The organism is Enterobacter cloacae complex sp. HYC033_NIDB, from assembly GCF_056673335.1.
In genome coordinates this window covers 57495-76709 of the sequence record NZ_CP115125.1, presented here as the reverse complement: position 1 = coordinate 76709, position 19215 = coordinate 57495, and the positions used below count along the sequence as shown (strand labels likewise).

At 50.1% G+C, this 19215-nt stretch carries 12 protein-coding genes and 4 pseudogenes; 8 read left to right on the top strand and 8 right to left on the bottom strand.

Going from position 1 to position 19215, the window contains the following annotated elements:
* The first annotated feature begins 69 nt into the window (after window positions 1-69).
* The 5 genes and pseudogenes from umuD to O1721_RS24980 all read left to right on the top strand — a co-directional run bounded on the left by umuD (window position 70) and on the right by O1721_RS24980 (window position 5270).
* Window positions 70-492, top strand: a complete 423-nt coding sequence (umuD, locus tag O1721_RS25000) for a translesion error-prone DNA polymerase V autoproteolytic subunit (RefSeq protein ID WP_022652242.1) — start codon at window positions 70-72, stop codon at window positions 490-492.
* Window positions 492-719 (top strand): annotated as a pseudogene (locus O1721_RS24995) (Y-family DNA polymerase); the annotation flags it as partial. The gene umuD and the pseudogene O1721_RS24995, both read left to right, overlap by 1 nt.
* 73 nt (window positions 720-792) lie before the next feature.
* Window positions 793-1797: pseudogene (locus O1721_RS24990) on the top strand (tyrosine-type recombinase/integrase).
* A complete protein-coding gene (locus tag O1721_RS24985) occupies window positions 1781-3907 on the top strand; it encodes a tyrosine-type recombinase/integrase (RefSeq protein WP_022652239.1) in 2127 nt (708 codons plus the stop codon). The pseudogene O1721_RS24990 and the gene O1721_RS24985 overlap by 17 nt, the downstream one beginning before the upstream one ends.
* 154 nt (window positions 3908-4061) lie before the next feature.
* Window positions 4062-5270, top strand: coding sequence for a type II restriction endonuclease (locus tag O1721_RS24980; protein WP_032430834.1), 1209 nt, complete (start codon window positions 4062-4064; stop codon window positions 5268-5270).
* A 33-nt stretch (window positions 5271-5303) separates the two neighbouring features.
* Here the strand turns inward: O1721_RS24980 and O1721_RS24975 are convergent, their stop codons facing one another.
* Both O1721_RS24975 and O1721_RS24970 read right to left on the bottom strand, forming a co-directional pair.
* A complete protein-coding gene (locus tag O1721_RS24975; RefSeq protein ID WP_022652237.1) occupies window positions 5304-6737 on the bottom strand; it encodes a DNA cytosine methyltransferase in 1434 nt (477 codons plus the stop codon).
* A 303-nt stretch (window positions 6738-7040) separates the two neighbouring features.
* Window positions 7041-9179 (bottom strand): hypothetical protein, encoded by a 2139-nt coding sequence (locus tag O1721_RS24970; protein WP_022652236.1) that lies wholly within the window; start codon window positions 9177-9179, stop codon window positions 7041-7043.
* A 241-nt stretch (window positions 9180-9420) separates the two neighbouring features.
* Here O1721_RS24970 and umuC point away from each other — a divergent pair.
* Window positions 9421-10475: pseudogene (gene umuC, locus O1721_RS24965) on the top strand (translesion error-prone DNA polymerase V subunit UmuC); the annotation flags it as partial.
* Between the two features lie 732 nt (window positions 10476-11207).
* On the opposite strand, the gene O1721_RS24960 reads toward umuC, so the two are convergent.
* Window positions 11208-12173 (bottom strand): ParB/RepB/Spo0J family plasmid partition protein, encoded by a 966-nt coding sequence (locus O1721_RS24960; protein WP_022652318.1) that lies wholly within the window; start codon window positions 12171-12173, stop codon window positions 11208-11210.
* Window positions 12173-13339: a plasmid-partitioning protein SopA gene (gene sopA, locus O1721_RS24955; RefSeq protein ID WP_022652317.1), complete on the bottom strand. Its 1167-nt coding sequence runs from the start codon at window positions 13337-13339 to the stop codon at window positions 12173-12175. The genes O1721_RS24960 and sopA overlap by 1 nt, the downstream gene beginning before the upstream one ends.
* Window positions 13340-13709: 370 nt before the next feature.
* Between sopA and O1721_RS24950 the strand changes: the two are divergent.
* Both O1721_RS24950 and O1721_RS24945 read left to right on the top strand, forming a co-directional pair.
* A pseudogene (locus O1721_RS24950) lies at window positions 13710-13952 on the top strand (transposase); the annotation flags it as partial.
* Window positions 13953-14182: 230 nt separating this feature from the next.
* Window positions 14183-15523, top strand: coding sequence for an IS110 family RNA-guided transposase (locus tag O1721_RS24945; RefSeq protein ID WP_008786676.1), 1341 nt, complete (start codon window positions 14183-14185; stop codon window positions 15521-15523).
* Window positions 15524-15579: 56 nt separating this feature from the next.
* Here the strand turns inward: O1721_RS24945 and tnpC are convergent, their stop codons facing one another.
* The 4 genes from tnpC to O1721_RS24925 all read right to left on the bottom strand — a co-directional run bounded on the left by tnpC (window position 15580) and on the right by O1721_RS24925 (window position 19152).
* Window positions 15580-17115, bottom strand: a complete 1536-nt coding sequence (tnpC, locus tag O1721_RS24940) for an IS66 family transposase (RefSeq protein WP_001000409.1) — start codon at window positions 17113-17115, stop codon at window positions 15580-15582.
* Window positions 17116-17164: 49 nt separating this feature from the next.
* Window positions 17165-17512 carry an IS66 family insertion sequence element accessory protein TnpB gene (tnpB, locus tag O1721_RS24935; protein WP_000609174.1) on the bottom strand — a complete coding sequence of 116 codons (348 nt, stop codon included), beginning with the start codon at window positions 17510-17512 and terminating at the stop codon, window positions 17165-17167.
* Complete coding sequence (locus O1721_RS24930) at window positions 17509-17841, bottom strand: transposase (RefSeq protein ID WP_050586387.1); 333 nt, start codon at window positions 17839-17841, stop codon at window positions 17509-17511. The genes tnpB and O1721_RS24930 overlap by 4 nt, the downstream gene beginning before the upstream one ends.
* A 159-nt stretch (window positions 17842-18000) precedes the next feature.
* Window positions 18001-19152 (bottom strand): IS30-like element IS30 family transposase, encoded by a 1152-nt coding sequence (locus tag O1721_RS24925; protein WP_022652315.1) that lies wholly within the window; start codon window positions 19150-19152, stop codon window positions 18001-18003.
* Window positions 19153-19215 lie beyond the last annotated feature (63 nt).

Here is a 19215-nt window from a genome sequence, read left to right as displayed (position 1 = left end):
TCTTCTTGCAGGACGGGAAATATCTTAAATAATACTGTATATAAAAACAGGTATTTTAAGAGGTATGCCATGTTACTTTTTGTCGCCCCCGAACAGGAGCCGGTGCCGTCCACTGCCCCGCTGTTCACCGAACGTTGCCCGGCGGGTTTTCCGTCACCGGCCGCCGATTACACGGAGGAGGAACTGGACCTGAATGCCTATTGCATCCGGCGTCCGGCTGCAACGTTCTTCGTCAGGGCTATCGGGGATTCGATGAAAGAGATGGGCCTGCATTCCGGCGACCTGATGGTGGTCGACAAAGCCGAAAAGCCGCTGCAGGGTGACATTGTCATCGCGGAGACTGATGGCGAATTCACGGTTAAACGCCTGCAGCTGACACCCCGTATCGCCCTGCTGCCGATGAACCCGGCCTATCCCACTCTCTATCCGGAAGACCTGCAGATTTTTGGGGTGGTGACAGCCTTCATACACAAAACACGGGGCATGGACTGATGTACGCGCTTGCTGACGTGAATTCGTTCTATGCCAGCTGCGAAAAGGTTTTTCGCCCTGACCTGCGAAACAAACCCGTCGTCGTTCTCTCAAATAACGATGGCTGTGTCATTGCGAGAAGTCCTGAAGCGAAGCGGCTGGGTATCAAAATGGGGGTACCGTGGTTTCAGCTGAAGTCGATGAAATTTCCGGAGCCGGTTATCGCGTTCTCCAGTAATTACGCCCTCTAGTAAGTTAAGTGGAATGCAACATTTTCTGTGTAAACTTTGAACAGGATTCCTGATTACGAAGGAGAACACAATGCTCACCACTTTATTCTGTACTCCTGCCAGTTCACAGGCAGAACGATGGTTGGGGTTATTATCCGATCTCGGCAGGTCACCGGCGACAATTCATGCCTACCGCGGCGCACTTACTCACTTCTTTCACTTCTGCTGCCAGCGGGAATTGCCCCCCGAGCAGGCAAGCTTTGAAGATATCGCTGCGTACATTCGCCCCCAGTTACCCGGCATGCCTCAGCCTGCAGCCAGTGCAACGCTTCAGCTTCGCCTTTCTGCTATACGTCTGTGGTTTGACTATCTGATTTACATGGGGGTAATTAGCCGGAACCCTTTACCGCGAGCAGGCACACCCCACATGCCTTCAGCAGGACGCGGTATGGTCCAGCGAATAACACGACTGCCACAAATTCCGGATGACGGCCAGTGGTATCATCTCTTGGGTTATATATCAGACTGTTCATTGCGCGATCGCCTGATGCTAGCGCTGGCGTATCATGGTGCGCTAAGACGCACTGAGGTGACAACAATAACCATAGAGGATATCGATCCTGCCCACAGGCTTATACGGATTCGCGCCGAAAACACTAAAGGCAAACGCGAACGGGTGGTCTGCTACGGCCCGGCGATTACGCCGGTACTGGCAGCACATCTCAGGAACCTGAGGCAAGCGGGTATTACTGGTGGAGCACTGTTCCGTTCGTTTTCTGACAGAAATTATGGCTCACCGCTTTCATACTGGAGCTGGAGTAAAACGGTTCGCTAGTGGTCAGACAGGACCAGCATGCCATTTCTGACCACGCACACCTTTCGTCACCTGCGACTGACACATCTTGCCCGGGCGGGATGGAAGCTGCATGAGATAGCAACCTATGCTGGTCATCGTGATCTACGCACCACGCAGATATATATCCATCTTTCAGGCACTGATCTTGCGGCCAGAATGGCGATGACTGTTGCGGAGACTGACCGGAAAATCGCAGCTATCATGTTTGGCCCGGAGAGAGAGAATGACAGGCAAGCGTGATAAAGGTTTCATATACGCGCATTTTTGCCGTGCAGATTATGACCTGCACGCTGGCTTTAGTCCTGAGCAGAAAGAAGCGCTAAGTACAAGCCATAAACGCTCCCGTAACTATGGCAGGTCCGGTTCCCTCTCTTCCCTGATCACCCCCCTGCTGGATATCGCCAACACCAGTGGCACCGGCTGTAGACTTACCCGCACTGTAATTATGGCGATGCTGACTGAAATGCAAAATGTAGGGCAACCTTGCTGGAACTGGCGGAAAGACCAGTGGATCTCCCTGTTTGATAAATATCGTCGCGGTAAACCACTTATGATGGCATTTGCATATCATCTCGGTTCATTCACGTCGCCGCTTCAGATCCCTCATGAAAACACTCTGTCGCTTTACGCCAGTGCCATCTACGGCAACGCGATTTTCCGGGACCAGCTGAACCGGCTCTCGGAAGCACTGATATCACTGGGCTATTCCCCTCAGCACCTGCGGCATGCCGTTTCCTCCCCCCTGGGTCTGCTGATGCTACTCAATGATAATCCCAGGCTTGAAGAGATGACCACAGAGCTTCTCTGGCAAGCTCAGCAGTACCACGATAAGCGCGTATCAAGACACGTAGGGAAAATTTCTCATGGGCTTGCCGCACTTGGCATTATTGCAAAGCCGGTACGAATGCGTAACTACACCGAATGGCATGAGAAGCCGGTCGAAAATATCAGCCCTGAATGGGTCGCATGGTGCAGACGCTGGCGTGAGACATCTGTGCTTCGTCCCAGAACCCGTGAAAACCAGTACAGCTTTATTCTTCGCTGCGGCCTCTGGCTGGCAAAGGAGCATCCCGAGGTGAAGGTCCCGACAGACTGGTCTATTGAGACATGTGCCAGTTTTATCGCTGCTGTGGGGCGAATGAAAGTGGATGAGCTGTCTCTGGGGACTGAACATGGACTGCGGAAGTCCAAACGCTCCGGAGAGCCCATGATGCCACATTCACGTGCACATTTTATCTATTCGCTGCGACGATTTATGAGCGATTTCGAACTCTGGGGCTGGGGACGCCTTAATTTCAGCCCCGCCCGTCACCTTTTCACGCCGGATACCCCACTTTTTCGCCGTGGTGTAAATCCGAGAGTGATAGATGATCCCGTCTGGCTCAAACTCATCTGGGCCAGTCTGAACCTGCGCCACGAAGACCTGCTCAGTGAAATTCACTATCCCCTTTCCATGCTTCAGGCAATGGCTGTTATCTGGACCCATGCAGGTTTACGACAGAATGAACTCCTGCGCCTGACTACGGAATGCGTCACGCCTCAGTCAGAAGACATTATCAGGGAGGATGGTAGTGTCGTTCCTGCCGGAACACTATGTTATCTAAACGTCCCGGCAGGAAAGACATCGAAAGCATTTGTTAAACCCGTCTCTGTCATTGTAAAAAAATATGTAGACATATGGTTGAACATCCGCCCCGTGGATCAGGCAAAACTGAATGATGATCGCACCGGAGAAAAAGTCCGTTATCTCTTCCAGTATCGCGGCAAGCCGGCAGGCAGCGATGTGATTAACCGGACGGTCATCCCAGTCCTCTGCGCCAGAGCGGGGCTGCCGGTTGAAGACAGCGGAGGCGCCATAACCAGCCACCGTGGACGGGTTTCAGCCCTGACTGCGCTTGCCAGCGTACCACAGGGCATGTCGCTGTATGAACTGATGCAGTGGTCAGGTCATTCATCACCACAGTCAACCCTGCATTACATTCGCATCCGCCCTACACAGCTGGCAGCGTCATTTGTGAAGGCCGATCGGATAGCCCATATGATAAGCGTACTGGTCGATCACGATCCGGAAGCGGTCTCGCCCACTGATCCGGCGACCTATTATGACCTTGGTGAGTCCTTCTGCATGAATCCATTCTGGAGCAGTTGCCCGCACAGAATGGCCTGCATTGGTTGCGATTTTAATCTGCTGAAAGACAGTGCGCGCGGACTGATGCTGGAGAGTAAAACATCTATCAGGCGTTATCTCGAAGAGGTCCCGCTCACGCCTGATGAGAAAGCCATTGTAGAGCAGGATATTAAAAAAGTAGAACAGGCTCTTGCAAAATTAACCGGTAAATCCGGAGGATAAAATGAACCAATATGAGCAAAAAACGAAGATTGCGCACATCAGAGCATATTAACCAATAGGTTGCAGATCAAATCGCCTGTAACAGCCTTTCTGGCTGTTTGTATATAATTATGAAAAAATGGTGAGTAGAGTTTCAGGGTAACAGGGGATGCTTATGTCGGTTTTCCACAACTGGCTACTTGAGATCGCATGTGAGAATTACTTCGTCTACATCAAACGCCTTTCCGCCAACGATACCGGCGCAACAGGTGGTCACCAGGTAGGGCTTTATATCCCTTCAGGTATCGTTGAAAAACTGTTTCCGTCTATCAACCATACCCGTGAACTGAACCCTTCGGTTTTTCTCACCGCACATGTGTCATCGCATGATTGCCCAGACAGCGAAGCCCGGGCAATTTATTATAACAGCCGTCATTTTGGTAAAACCCGGAATGAAAAAAGGATTACCCGCTGGGGTAGAGGCAGCCCACTTCAGGATCCTGAAAATACAGGGGCTCTGACGCTCCTGGCTTTCAAGCTTGATGAGCAAGGGGGGGACTGTAAGGAAGTAAATATTTGGGTATGCGCCAGCACTGATGAAGAGGACGTCATTGAGACCGCTATTGGTGAAGTTATACCCGGAGCGCTTATATCCGGCCCCGCAGGACAGATTCTTGGCGGACTATCTCTACAGCAAGCGCCAGTAAATCATAAATATATTCTACCTGAAGACTGGCACCTGCGCTTTCCGTCGGGAAGTGAAATTATTCAGTATGCAGCCAGCCATTATGTGAAAAATTCCCTTGATCCGGATGAGCAACTTCTTGACCGCCGGCGCGTGGAGTACGACATATTTCTGTTGGTTGAGGAACTGCATGTTCTGGATATCATCCGAAAAGGATTTGGCTCTGTGGATGAATTTATTGCGCTGGCCAATTCTGTCAGCAATCGCCGTAAATCCAGAGCCGGGAAGTCGCTGGAACTGCACCTGGAGCATCTATTCATTGAGCACGGCCTGCGACACTTTGCGACGCAGGCCGTCACAGAAGGTAATAAAAAGCCCGATTTCCTTTTCCCTTCCGCAGGGGCTTACCACGATACTGAGTTTCCCGTAGAAAATCTGCGCATGCTGGCAGTCAAGACTACCTGTAAGGATCGCTGGCGTCAGATACTGAATGAGGCCGATAAAATTCATCAGGTGCATCTGTTTACACTCCAGGAGGGAGTTTCTCTGGCTCAATATCGGGAGATGCGGGAGTCGGGTGTCAGACTGGTCGTGCCATCATCTCTGCACAAAAAATACCCGGAGGCGGTGAGAGCTGAGCTAATGACGCTAGGCGCGTTTATTGCTGAGCTGACAGGGCTTTACGCAGATATTCCATAGATAATCTCCCGGCATAAATACCGGGAGGAGCGTTCAGATTCGTTCAACCTTGCACGAATCGGCATAAACCGCTTTCAGGATATAAGGTTCAAGCAGTTTGGCTACGGCTTCAAACACGGGCACCACTACGGAGTTACCGAACTGCCTGTACGACTGAGTGTCTGACACAGGAATGCGAAAAGGCCTGCCATCTACTTTTTCAAAACCCATAAGGCGCGCGCACTCTCGTGGAGTCAGCCTGCGGGGCCGATGCGCCTGATTTTCTTCGTTCGCGAAGTCTGTTTCACCTGTGACCATATCCCAGCCACGGTCTATCAGAATTTCAGACCCGTCTTTGTGATAGCGAGCAGAAAGCGTACGGGCAATGCTTTCTTTATTTTCAGGATTAACGAGGCCAAAACCGAATCCGTTACCCTTAGCTGCGTGCTTTTTGGCGTAGTTATAGAGATACTCCCAGAGTTTCGGCGTCAGTATATATTTGCTGTCAACCACGGGTTCCAGCAGTTCGCCAAATGACGGACGCTGTTCCGGATAAAAACGACTAATATCGCGCAGGGTAAAACCCTGGTGAATATTCAGATCACGACGGAAACCGACCAAAACGATACGTTCTCGGTGCTGAGGTAAAAAGTGCTTTCCGTCGATAACTTTAGGATCGTTTTTGCCCATCTCAGCTGCATCCGCAACTTCATAGCCCAGTTCGTCGAGGGTATCCATGATGACTTTAAAGGTTTTACCCTTGTCATGGCTCTTCAGGTTTTTAACGTTTTCAAGAACAAAGATGGCAGGTTTTTTTGCGCGGATAATACGCGCCACATCGAAGAAGAGCGTTCCCTGAGCCTCACATTCGAAACCATGCGCGCGCCCGAGCGAGTTTTTCTTGCTTACACCCGCAAGGCTGAACGGTTGACAGGGGAAACCTGCCAGAAGTACATCATGATCCGGCACATGCTCATTAATGTAAGCATAGGCATCGTTTTCAGGTACTTCAGGTTTATCACTGAGCGTGACTTCCCGAATATCGAGATTGAAAGTGTGTTCCTGAGCATCGTTAAACCAGTTAGCTTTATATGTGCGCACAGCCTCTTTATTCCATTCACTGGTAAAAACGCACTGGCCACCGATGGTTTCGAAGCCCTTCCGTATACCTCCAATGCCAGCAAACAGGTCAATAAACCGGAAGGCATAGTCAGGGTGATGAGCAGGCGCTTCCGGAAGCATTTTTCGTAGAAGTTCCTCTTCGGCTAACGTCAGCGACTTAGGTGAGCACTTACCATTAATCCAGCGATTAAGAGTCTCGCGACTCCACTCATTTTTACCAACTTTTCTAAGCAGTTCAGCCACGTACTTCTGGTCATAGATTTCCAGCACCTGCCCGAGCAGCTTTTTATCATTTTCCTGTCGCAGTTGTTCTTCCGCCTCTGCTTTCTCAAGCAGATCCTGCGCCAGTAATTCAAATTCAGACATATTGCCTCCATTGGGTCTTATGGGTGAAACTGTATCACTCATTTGACCCAGAGGAAATGTTTTTATCTGGATATTTAAACAGGGTTATTGTTAACGAAAATCAGCTTTTTGTCATTACAGGGCCAGAAAGATACTATCTGGCGGCATAAAAAGCGCCATGTCTCGCATGTCCCAACTTTAGAGGCTTCTGTTTCTCGCCAAAAAGGCGTGCTTATCAGCAGGCTCAATTGAATTGGAGATCCAAGTAGGTGAGTATTACTACTCACCTTCACTGCTAAGAAGAGTTACATCTAGACCATACGCTCAGGCCGTTTCCAGTTCAGCATCATCGTTCGACGCCCCGATATTAAGGAGCAGCCTGTCACATTCAACAATAACGTATTCCGGGATAAGATCGAATCGTGTGGGGTCTAGTTGGCAGATAAACTCGTTTTCAATATGATAGGTTTCATTCACAAACTTGCGAATGACACGGTTATCGGCCTCAGGTTCCAGTAGTCGGAACACCTGAAGTTTTTCATAGCCATTCGTGCAGCTTCGATATAACGACAGAATTTTGTCAGGATCATTCAGCAAGCTCAGCATATGGGGGTAATCAAAACCAAAAATATTTTTAGTGATTAAACTGCATCCATTAAGGAAGCTCTCCGGGTCCATCATCGGGTACCCTGTTCCTTCAATCAGAGGTAGGCGTGTGTCGATTGGTTCCTCTCGGCGGTGAAATAAGTTAGAAAGTACCTGATAAACATCACCTCGATTGTCCATGATTTCATAATGCCTGCGAAGATAAATGAGCTTGATCAGGTCATCACAGTCGGATTCGAGAACCACTTTGCAGATTTGGGCAAACGTCAGAATATCGCTTTCGCGGATAGGTAATTCAGTTATCGTGCCAGTGCTATAACGTAAATAGGATGCAGTAACCTGGTTACTAAACAACTTCTTCACCGACTTCAGAGTATCGATGATTGGCTCAACGTCATGTGTAAGCATCAGTACCGTCTGGTTTTTCAAACACTCAGATGAGTCACGGCGGAACAACATTTCCAGGATGGCAAATTTTTTGTTTTTATCAAACGAAGAGATAGGATCATCGAGAATAATCAGGTTGGGCTTACGAGCCAGGCATTCGTACATAAAAAGAACGATCGAAAAGGCATTACGCTCGCCGTAGCTCAAATGTTGGCTACCTCCACTGAGATAGTCGGTATAGTCGACATGGCGAAGCTTAAGACGGCACTGTTCTCCATCGCCAGATATATCTACCTGATAGCGGTAACCCGCATATGCCAGAAAAGTGTTGATATCCTTCTTGTGTTTCTGAATGAGCCGCTGCATGCCAGCGCGCTGCTTGTTGATTTGCCCCTGCAGCAAACCAGCCTGGGAAATGAGGCTATCTAACGAGGCGTTCAGTCTCCCAATTGTTGCAAGAGTTTTATCAGATTGCAGCTCGGAAAAATACTTCACATCCAAACGAAAAGAGGCTAAAGAGGCACGAATATTTCCGGCGTCGTTAAAAGTAAAACTGTTCAGGGTTTTTAATGTTAAGAGCATGGCCAGAAGATTTTCTGTCTGCTGCTTTACGGTAACAAGGTAGTCTTCATGCTTCTTCTCCAATCCTCCCTGTAACGTCGTTATTTCCCTCAGACGGGAGCGTGCGGCTTCGGAAAAATACTCGCCTAATTTATCAAGTACTGTGATGATACCAACCAGATTTTTGATCACTGCTTTGTCATATTCAGCGCTTACTTTGCTAATTTGTTCTGCTTTTTCGTGAGAATCACCTGTGCAGAAAGGACAGCATCCCTCAGAGAGTGAGCAGAAATTTTCATACCCTTTGGTCTGCCACTCGATCCACTCTACATTACGATGACTCTGAATAAATGGCTGATAAGGCTCTAGCCCGGAGGGAATATGCTGAAGCTTGTTACCCCCTGCCAACCCCTTCATCCCCGTAGAGGCTTTAGATAAGCCCTTGCTTGTCAGCTTGAACGCACCACTAAGCTCCTGAAGATGTGTAATAAATAGCTCAAGCTCATCATTACCACTGAATTCCTGCCGGATTGCCATTACCATCGAGTCGATCTCTCGCTCCGTTTGGTTGTAGGCTTCTGTTTTGATAAAGATGTCAAAGCTGTTACTAATCAGTTCATCAGGCTGAAATGTGAACTGAGACACGTACTTTTCATCAAAGCACATTACATCCTGAATTTGCTCTGTACCCGTTACACTGGGCTGAAAATCGTCGGGATTCACTGCTCGAAACTTAAAAGGTAGCAGACTGTTAAGACCAGCGGCATCACGAGAAACACTGTGCAAAATGGCACGTGATATGGTGCTTTTACCCGTGCCATTTGGAGCGAACTTAATGTTAAGTTTATTTTCAGAGAGTGTAATGCAAGCGTTATCTATGTTATTGCAGTATTTGATTTCAACATCCATTGAAAAATCCTTCTAACATGCTGAGCTGGAGAAGACTGCATCTTTTTATTAAACCCATAACGGTGGTCTTTTCATTTTACCATCGCATCAGGGAAGCCAAACAGATAGCTGACTACCTGCCTTGGAGGATTAATATACGAAATTATTAGTTGTGAATCTTGATATGTGGTAACAATTTCGGACGTATGCTTTTAGTTCATAGTAATCTTTTAAAGCATGCATTATTTATATTGATTTTCTATTCCACATAAATGCCTCGATGTCGGCGCGCGTGATGAACTGCCTGGAGGAGCTGGCCCCCAGGGTGGAACAGTATTCGATCGACGAGATGTTCCTTGACTTGACCGGTGTGGAGCACTGCATGGACCTGGAGGATTTCGGCCGGCAGCTGCGCCAGCACGTGTATGACTGTACCCGTCTGACCATCGACGTGGGTGCCGGACCGACGAAAACCCTCGCTAAATCAGCCCAGTGGGCCTCTAAAGAGTGGAAACAGTTTCGTGGTGTGCTCGCCCTGACCCGGGGGAATCCACAGCGAACGCGGAAACTGCTTTCACTGCAGCCGGTCGAAGAGATCTGGGGCGTGGGAAACCGTATTGCACGCAAGCTCAATGTCCTTGGCATCAGGACCGCGCTCGATCTGGCCCAGGCGAACCCGGCCTTCATCCGGAAAATTTCTCCGTCGTTCTCGAGCGAACAGTATGCGAACTGAACGGGGAAAGCTGCATGTCGCTTGAGGAAGCCCCGCCAGTGAAACAGCAGATTGTCTGCAGCCGCAGTTTTGGAGAGAAAATCACGGAGTACGATTCGCTGCGGCAGGCTGTCTGTCAGTACGCAGAGCGGGCCTCAGAAAAGCTGCGTAAAGAGCGCCAGTATTGTCGGCATATTTCCGTATTCATCAAAACGTCTCCGTTCGCCGTTAAAGAGCCTTACTACGGCAACGTGGCCACTGAGAAACTGCTTACCCCCACTCAGGACACCCGGGACATCATTGCGGCCGCCACAACGGCTCTGGAGCGCATCTGGAAGGACGGGCACCGGTATGCCAAAGCCGGTGTGATGCTGAATGACTTCACCGGCTCCGGCGTTTCGCAGCTGCAGCTGTTTGACGAACGTTCGCCACGTCCTCACCGCGCTGAGCTAATGAAGGTTCTCGATGATATTAATCATTCCGGTCTGGGACAGGTCTGGTTTACCAGCCGAGGGATTGCGCCTTCCTGGCAGATGAAACGCGATATGCTCTCCCCTGCTTACACCACCCGTTGGAAAGATATCCCCATTGCTAGGTTCAGTTAAATTCCCCTTTCAGAGAGAATCAGTAGTGCTCGCCGCAGCCGAACGACAGGGCGAAGCCCGCGAGTGAGCGAGGAAGCACCAGGGAACAAAACGAACATAATCTTCTTACGCACCGAATACAGGAATCACTGTAACAATCTTAAAATCGGTATTGTGATAAAAACAGCTGAACAGAGTGGAACCATAGTTCCAGTGAATCCGGCGTGTGGAATCGATATTCCCGGTTGGGGTTGACGGGTGAGTTCTGCCACGCAAGTAGAAGGTGGGACCGTGGTCCCAGTTATTCTGGTGTGTGGAATCCGTATTCCGGGCGGGATTAACGGGTGAGTTCTGACACGTAAGTAGGAGGTGGGACCGTGGTCCCATTAATCTGGTGTGTGGAATCCGTATTCCGGGCGGGATTAGCGGGTGAGTTTTGCCACGCAAGTAGGAGGTGGGACCGTGGTCCCAGTTAATCTGGTGTGTGGAATCAGTATTCCGGGATGGGTTACCGTCTGAGTTCTGATATGCAGGCTGAGGGGTGAACCGTGGAACTAGTTAAGAAAAAGTAGCAGAAACTAGATCTTAGATTATGGTAACAATCAGGTTGAGATAAGAAAACAGACCTTTTTAACACCACTGGTGTTATAGTGCAGAGAATAGCTGCTTCGGATGTATATATTCCGAAGCAGCATGTAACGCATTAAGGATATTTGAAATTAATGATAACGCTCGCTTGTAACATTAAACAGGCTAAACTTTTTGTAAGTCACGCAGTATGCTTTCTATCTTCTCGATACATTCGGCAGGTAAACGAGATTTATCGAGATTAAAAATCACCTTATCGCCTTTGTATAGGGCTGTCGCACCAGGTACAAATTGATGACGGGTATTAAGGTTAACTTTTTTACCTGATGGCTCTTTCAGAACATCTGTCAGTAAACCAATAACTTCCTCGGATTCAAAGATAACTCCCGCTTTCTTTTGCTCATGAAGCTGTTGTGTCCGTTGCAACAATAAAGCTTCTTTTCCCGAAAATGCTTTATACAGCGCCTCCCCAGAGCGGGCGGAAAGTTCACCAGGGTGAGTAAACAGGGCAACCACTGATTTTGGCAAATGGGCCGTGTTGATGCAACGCGTGATGATTTTACGGGAAATATTCTCAGCTTCAGCCAGAGCAGAGATATTGCCGTTAAAATCATTTTCCAACCGCTTTGCATAGCGGTTGCCCCGTTCATAAGCACTGACAGGGCGGTAATCATTACCCAGCCGTGATAAAGCCATCATCTGTTCGTCATCGAGATCCCCGACGAGAACACGATAATCCGATGATGTCAGAATGGCGGCTTTACGACGGCGACTACCATCTGCAATCTCAATGACACCTTCTACCCGTCGTCCGAACGCAGGCGTCTGCTGACCACTCAGGATGAAAGAGGGGATTAGATCATCAAGCGCGTCTTCGGTCAGTAGTTCCTGGTCTCGTTCATTACCTGACCAGACTCTCGATGCCGTTTCAACACTCTCGCCCGGGATGGCTTCCAGAATAAATTTCACTTCCCGGCCGCAAACTGGAAGCAGTATGGCATTTCCACGAGCCATGGCTCCTACACGTGCGATTAATGAATCAACCATCGGTGCAGCGGGTGCCGCTGACGGCTCAGTTTCGGGGCGAATATCTTTTATGGTATGTTTTGGAATAACTGGAGCACGTTTCATTATCTGATCTCCCAGCGAGGTTTAATCAGGCGATCAAAAATTTCATTACAAACAGGCTCCCAGATAGCCAGCGCATTTCGCCAGGCTCCTGTAGACGAGCGTTGATCGATAGCCTGCTCAAACACTGTTCTCATACGGATCTGACCTTTACCGACCTCGTCGGTCTCGCGTACAACGTTTTTCAGTACCATGCTTCCCCAGGCATCGCGGATCTGTTCTTCCATCCAGGGTGACTGCGAGCCATTGTTATTGCTGTACTTGGTCAGAAGAATTCTGACGTCAGGCTCAAAACCCTGCAGATCCACGTTTTTTAACAGATCGCGCAGCATGTCAAAAAACTGAAGGGCAGAGGTGTAATCGAATAACTCAGCTGGCGTTGGCACAATGAGTACATCCGCAGCACAAACAACATTGATGGTACCAATACCGAGGTTCGGTGCACTGTCGATAACAATGACATCATAATCATGAGCCACCGTTTCGATGGCCAGGCGAAGCATCATGTGGGGTTCTGTCGGGAGTTTTCCGTCGTCAAACCTTCCCATGAGCTCTGTTTCAATGCGGTGCAGAGCCAAGCATGACGGAATGATGTCGAGACCCGGCCAGCAGGTGGATTTGACGGCATAGGCTGCATCATCGCGCTCACCGAGATAAAAAGGCAACAGTGTGTCTTCGGCATGGATATGCAAATCAGGAACCCAACCGTGGTACATGGAGGCTGTGCCCTGAGGATCATTCCCTTCGACAAGTAGTACCCTCAGCCCTTTCAGCGCCAGATCCTGTGCCAGGTGGACAGATACCGATGTCTTATAAACCCCCCCTTTATGTGCTGCCACCGCAATAACGGGCGGAACGCTGTCATCAGGACGGCGCAAACGGGTGCCAAATACATCCCGCATATGATTGATTTGTTCAATGGTGTAGCCCACCCGCTGCTCCACCCGTCCACGCATTTCCATATCAGGATGTGGAAGGCGTCCTGCTTTTTCGGCATCACGGATTGCCTGAGAAGAAACACCAATCAGATCGGCGGCCTCACCCACACGCCAGCGACGGGTAATTTTCCTAGCTTCCGGACTATCATCGTTAAACTGTGCAATCGCGATAGCTTTCGTCATTTCATGACCAGCATTAATGCACTGGTCAAGCGTTTCCATCAGTCCCATTCTCTGTTCCTTGTTATCATCTTTGCATTAATCTATTAAATCTTGATAAAAATCGCAAAGCAACATTAAAATTGCAAACCACCTTAAAAATTGCAAAGCCGATCAAAATGTAGCCGTTTTCAGTTCAGCATCCAACTGAAAGTCTGCTGCATGCTTCAGTCAATATCATCCGCTCGCCGCAGAAAGCGTGCGCACGCAGGCGCATGCGTCGAGGAAGAGGAATTACTGCGTACTAACAAGGTGTGGCAGACGCTCTGAAGCTAACGAAGATCCAGCGGATGGTTTTGAATGGTGAGGAATTGACTACTGAATCGCCATGGGTTTAACAGACACCTCAGAGTCATTTAAGATGGCTTAAAGAGAGGTGCCCATGAGCGGTAAGCGTTATCCCGAAGAGTTTAAAACTGAAGCAGTCAAACAGGTTGTTGATCGCGGTTATTCTGTTGCCAGCGTTGCAACACGTCTCGATATCACCACCCACAGCCTTTACGCCTGGATAAAGAAGTACGGTCCGGATTCTTCCACTAATAAAGAACAGTCAGATGCTCAGGCCGAGATCCGCCGTCTCCAGAAAGAGCTGAAACGGGTTACCGACGAACGGGACATATTAAAAAACTGTCCATGGGTGAAACCCCGTCCTGAGTCTCAGAAACTCCCCGGAAAAGTTGGCAGGCTAATTTAGCGAAGGAAGCAGCCGTCGGCCTTTTGGTGGTATGACCCCGTAAAAAAACATGGTTCAGGGACTGTGGCGGATCCGGCAGTGGTGACTTTGATCCCGTTCAGGAAGGTGATTTCTCCGTCGTCCCCTCCTTCGTTCATCGAAAAATGAGCAAGGAGATTTCCATGAAAAAATCCTCCCGAATGTCTGTTATCCATCCTCATGCTGCGGGCGTTGATATTGGCGCTGAATTCCACGTAGTCGCCGTTCCACCGGATGCTGACGCCGAGCCGGTCAGAACTTTTCAAAGTTTCACTGGCGACCTTCATCGGATGTCCGACTGGCTCAAAACCTGTCACATTACGACCATTGCCATGGAGTCCACTGGCGTTTACTGGTTGCCTGCTTTTGAGATCCTTGAGGCTGCGGGTTTCAATGTGATCCTTGTTAATGCCAGAGACGCAAAAAATGTTCCCGGTCGCAAGACTGATGTCAATGACGCACAGTGGCTGCAGAAGCTGCATTCATTTGGCCTTCTTCGGGCCAGTTTCAGACCTGAACACGACATTTCCGTACTCAGGTCTTATTTGAGACAACGGGAACGCCTGACTGAATACCGGGCTGCTCATATCCAACATATGCAGAAGGCGTTGATGCAGATGAATGTTCAATTGCATCATGCCGTATCGGATATTACTGGCGTTACCGGTCTTTCAATCGTCAGAGCTATTGTCAGTGGTGAGCGCGATCCTTCAGTATTGATCCAGTATCGTGATGTCAGATGTAAAAAGACGCCAGAGGTTCTTCAACAGGCACTGACAGGGAACTGGCAGCCTGAACATCTTTTTGCACTTGAACAGTCGGTGGCATTTTTCGATTTTTACCAGGAAAAAATCCGTGAGTGTGATGATCAAATCGAAACTTCATTATTGCAGCTCAGCACCGGAACTGAAGAGCCTGAAGGAGTATTGCCCTCCGCCAGACATCGTACAAAACAGCCCAATCAGCTTTCCTTTGATGTCAGGCCATTACTCTGGAAAATTACCGGAGCAGACCTGACACAGATACATGGGTTCGGACCTTATCTGGCACTAAAATTCGTTGCCGAATGCGGTACTGACATGAATCGCTGGCCGGATGCGAGCCATTTTACCTCGTGGCTGTGTTTGTCCCCGGGGAATAAGATCTCCGGTGGAAAAGTACTGTCCTCGAAAACACGGCGTTCATCCAGTCGAATTGCTGCTGCACTAAGACTGGCAGCCACAACAATTGGCCGGAGCGATACAGCGCTGGGTGCTTTTTATCGTCGATTATCATCCCGTATCGGGAAAGCAAAAGCAGTCACTGCAACGGCAAGAAAACTGGCAATACTGTTCTACAATGCCCTTAAATACGGTCAGAAATATGTCGATCCTGGCGCGGATTATTATGAAGAGCGCTACCGTAATCGCGTACTCGACGGGCTTAAACGAAGGGCAAAATCACTGGGTTACTCTCTCCAGCAAGATCCCGAGTTATGCGTGTGAACCGGGAGTTTCTCAGTAAGCGTGCAGTGAGAACCGTATTGACGAAGTGAAGCTGGTCAGGCAGGCAGAGTAACCCGCCACGGGAGCAGAGCACCCACCCGGTTCACAGGCCAGTCGGCGATGACATCAAGTACATAATGCAGATAGCGTTCCGGATCCACGCCGTTTAATTTGCACGTCCCGATAAGACTGTACAGTGACGCACCGCGCTCACCACCATGATCCGAGCCGAAGAACAGCCAGTTTTTTCTCCCCAGACTGACCCGTCGTAGGGCGTTTTCGGCAATGTTATTATCCACCTCCACCCAGCCATCTTCTGCATAGCGGATCAGCGCCGGCCACTGGTTCAGCGCATACCCGAACGCCTTCGCCAGTTCTGAGTGCCTTGAGAGGGTTTTCTGTTTCTCCCGCAGCCACCCCTCCAGTGACGCCAGCAGCGGCAGCACTTTTTGGTGCCGGACTGCCTGCCGTTCCTCTGCTCTTTTACCTCTGATCTCCGACTCGATGGCATACAGCTCGCCGATCCGTTTCAGCGCCTCCTCCGTCAGGACTGACGGGGTACGGACGTGAACATCGTGGATTTTTCGGCGGGCATGGGCCCAGCACGCGGCTTCCTTTATATGGCCGTCGCGGTAGAGCTCGTTGAACCCGGCGTAGGCATCAGCCTGCAGTACGCCACTGAAGCCTGCAAGATGGGTCTGAGGGTGGATACCTTTTCTGTCCGGGCTGTAAGCGAACCACACTGCGGGGGCCAGCGCTGATCCGGCGTTGCGGTCGTCTCGAACGTACGTCCATAAGCGCCCGGTCTTCGTCTTCTTATTGCCCGGCAACAGCACCGGGACAGGCGTATCGTCAGCATGGAGTTTGCCGTCGGTCAGGACATAGTGCTGAAGGGCTTCATCCAGCGGTGCCAGCAGACGACAACACGCATCCACCCAGCCCGACAGTACAGAACGACTCAACACTACACCCTGGCGGGCATAGATCTCCGACTGGCGATACAGCGGTGTGTGCTCTGCATACTTTGAGGTCAGCACTCGGGCCAGCAGCCCCGGTCCGGCGATCCCCCGTTCGATGGGGCGCGAAGGAGCCGGGGCCTGAACGATGCGATCGCACCGACGGCAGGCATGCTTTTCACGGACTGTCCGGATAACCCGGAAGGCGCTGCGCATCAGCTCCAGCTGTTCGGCGGCATCCTCACCCAGGTAACTCAGCGAACCACCGCACTCCGGGCAACACGGCTCAGTCGGCAGCAGCCGCTTCTCATCCCGTGGGAGTGACTCAGGGAACGGTTTGCGGGTGCGGGTCTGACGCAGCGGGCGCTGCACTGCCGGGTCATCCACCCGGCCGGTCAGCGTATCGCTTTCCTGCTGCAGCAGGTTCAGGTCAGCTTCCATTTGCGCGATACGGCGGGATACCTTTTCGGAACGACTGCCGAAGTTCATCCGGCGCAGCTTATCCAGTTGCGCCTGCAGATGGTCTATTTCGCGTTCCCGGTTGCTCAGCTTTTCCTGCAGGGCGTGGATCAACGCTTCCTGTTCGGCCAGGCGCTGTTTCAGCAGAAGGATGTCGTCAGAAGAGGTATCGTTCATAAGCCTGTATTTTACCAGGCTTATTCTGCGACAACCAGGATAAAGAGCGCTACAACATGGTCAGGGATGTCAGTAACCGCTTTGGCTGTCGCCAGTCGATACCTTCCATCAGCATCGCCAGTTGCGCCGGCGTCAGGAACACTTTGCCATCGCGGGCTGAGGGCCAGGCGAAGCGACCACGTTCCAGTCGCTTTGTCAGCAGGCACAGACCATCGCCGGTGGACCAGAGCAGTTTTACCTGACTGCCGCTGCGTCCCCGGAAGATGAAGACGTGGCCGGACATCGGGTCATCTTTCAGCGCGGTCTGCACCTTTGCGGCGAGGCCATTGAAGCCGTTGCGCATATCGGTGATACCGGCAACCAGCCAGATTTTTGTGCCTGCGGGAAGATTTATCATACCGGCCCCCGCATCAGTTCGCGCAGGACAGTGCTCATGAGTTCAGCAGAGGGATGAGTCAGTGTTATTTCTCCTCCCCGACATTTTATGTGGCAGGTAGCGGGAGGAGAGCAGGATGGTAGTTCGAAGGTTGGGAGAGAAGAGCCCGCCTGAAGCTGCACGGGTATCAGGGCAGGAAGCGACGATGAGTTTTTTCGGGGCCGACAGACCCGCCCTTCACGCTGCCAGAGCCTTATCCATTTAAAGAGCAGGTTATCATTGACGTCATGTTTCCGGGCCAGTGCGGCAATACTGCCTTCTTCTTCAAGAGCCAGCCTGACCAGTTCCATTTTGAATTCAGGGGAATAGTGTTTCCGGGGAAGTCTTTCTTTAGCGCGCATGAGGTGTCCACCTGCAAAATAAGTGGGTGCTTAAGTTACAGGATCCTGGATTCGGGACCAGACGGTACTCAGACGACGCTTACGTTTCTCAGGAAAGCCGCTGTAGATTCAATCTGTCAATGCAACACCCCTTTCAATTATCTCTTTCGGTGTTTTGAACTTCAGTGTCTTTCTCGGTCTGTTGTTTAGCTGAGCAGCAACCAGATCTAGTTCATGTTGAGTATATTGGGCAAGACATGTCTTTTTAGGAAAGTACTGCCGAATTAGCCCATTTGTGTTCTCATTTGTTCCCCGCTGCCAAGGACTCTGAGGATCGCAGAGGTAAACTTTAACGCCGGTGCTGACAGTAAATTCCAGATGTCTGGCCAGTTCCATTCCTCTGTCCCATGTCAGTGATTTTCTGAGTTCTGACGGTAAACTCAGGAATTTGTCGGTAAGAGCCTGATTTACTGAGACAGAATCTTTGCCCCTGAGTCTAAGGATGATCGTATAACGTGATTTTCGGTCTACAAGTGTGGCTATATGAGAGTTTTTTGTACCTGAGACTAAATCGCCCTCCCAATGCCCCAGAGAGCGTCTGTTATCGATATTTCGGGAACGTTCGTGAATTGGTGTTCCGTTCACTATGTTAATCGTACCTCTTTCGCCTTTGCGGGTATGACGCCTGCCATGGCGAAGGCTATGCGACCGTCGCAGATGCTGTATATTCAGGTGGTGTAGCGCTTCACGGCTACGAAAGTACAGCGTTTTATAAATTGTCTCAGGTGATATTCGCAGCGTTTTTTGACGTGGTTTTGTTCGCCTTAACCATCCTGATATTTGCTCTGGAGACCATTTCATCTCCAGCTTTTCCAGAACAAGCTTTCGCAATGGTAAATTTTGATCCAGTAAGCACGGTTTTGGCCTTTTCGCCATTCTGTTGGCTCGGTTATTAGCATCAACAGCTTTGTAATAGCGTCTGCCCCGATTACGCTGAACTTCACGTGAGATCGTCGAAGGACTGCGATTCAGCGCAGTAGCTATCGCACGAATGCTCATTTTGGCTGACAAACCAGCTCGTATCTCCTCGCGCTCAGACAGTGTCAGGTGAGCTACAGCCCGCTTACGCTCATGGGGTTTTATGCCGCCAGTATCCCTTAACATAGTGAAGATCGTTCCGGGTTTTGAACCCAGGATATTCGCTATTTCACTGAAGCCTGTTCCGTTCTTCCATAGTTCAAAAACAGAGGCTTTTTCCTCTGCTGTAAATGTTCGTCTCATTCAAAAAACCTCCGCAACCCCATGTTTTCACATAACTGTTGCGTTGACCAATTGAATCTACAG

What these genes read in the sequence shown, in the direction of transcription:
- sopA (WP_022652317.1), bottom strand. Translation starts at nt 13,339, where the DNA reads ATGGGACTGATGGAAACGCTTGACCAGTGCATTAATGCTGGTCATGAA.
- O1721_RS24930 (WP_050586387.1), bottom strand. Translation starts at nt 17,841, where the DNA reads ATGGAACTGGTCAGGCTGGCTCTTGAAGAAGAAGGCAGTATTGCCGCA.
- O1721_RS24975 (WP_022652237.1), bottom strand. Translation starts at nt 6,737, where the DNA reads ATGTCTGAATTTGAATTACTGGCGCAGGATCTGCTTGAGAAAGCAGAG.
- O1721_RS24960 (WP_022652318.1), bottom strand. Translation starts at nt 12,173, where the DNA reads ATGAAACGTGCTCCAGTTATTCCAAAACATACCATAAAAGATATTCGC.
- O1721_RS24925 (WP_022652315.1), bottom strand. Translation starts at nt 19,152, where the DNA reads ATGAGACGAACATTTACAGCAGAGGAAAAAGCCTCTGTTTTTGAACTA.
- umuD (WP_022652242.1), top strand. Translation starts at nt 70, where the DNA reads ATGTTACTTTTTGTCGCCCCCGAACAGGAGCCGGTGCCGTCCACTGCC.
- O1721_RS24980 (WP_032430834.1), top strand. Translation starts at nt 4,062, where the DNA reads ATGTCGGTTTTCCACAACTGGCTACTTGAGATCGCATGTGAGAATTAC.
- O1721_RS24970 (WP_022652236.1), bottom strand. Translation starts at nt 9,179, where the DNA reads ATGGATGTTGAAATCAAATACTGCAATAACATAGATAACGCTTGCATT.
- tnpB (WP_000609174.1), bottom strand. Translation starts at nt 17,512, where the DNA reads ATGATAAATCTTCCCGCAGGCACAAAAATCTGGCTGGTTGCCGGTATC.
- tnpC (WP_001000409.1), bottom strand. Translation starts at nt 17,115, where the DNA reads ATGAACGATACCTCTTCTGACGACATCCTTCTGCTGAAACAGCGCCTG.
- O1721_RS24945 (WP_008786676.1), top strand. Translation starts at nt 14,183, where the DNA reads ATGAAAAAATCCTCCCGAATGTCTGTTATCCATCCTCATGCTGCGGGC.
- O1721_RS24985 (WP_022652239.1), top strand. Translation starts at nt 1,781, where the DNA reads ATGACAGGCAAGCGTGATAAAGGTTTCATATACGCGCATTTTTGCCGT.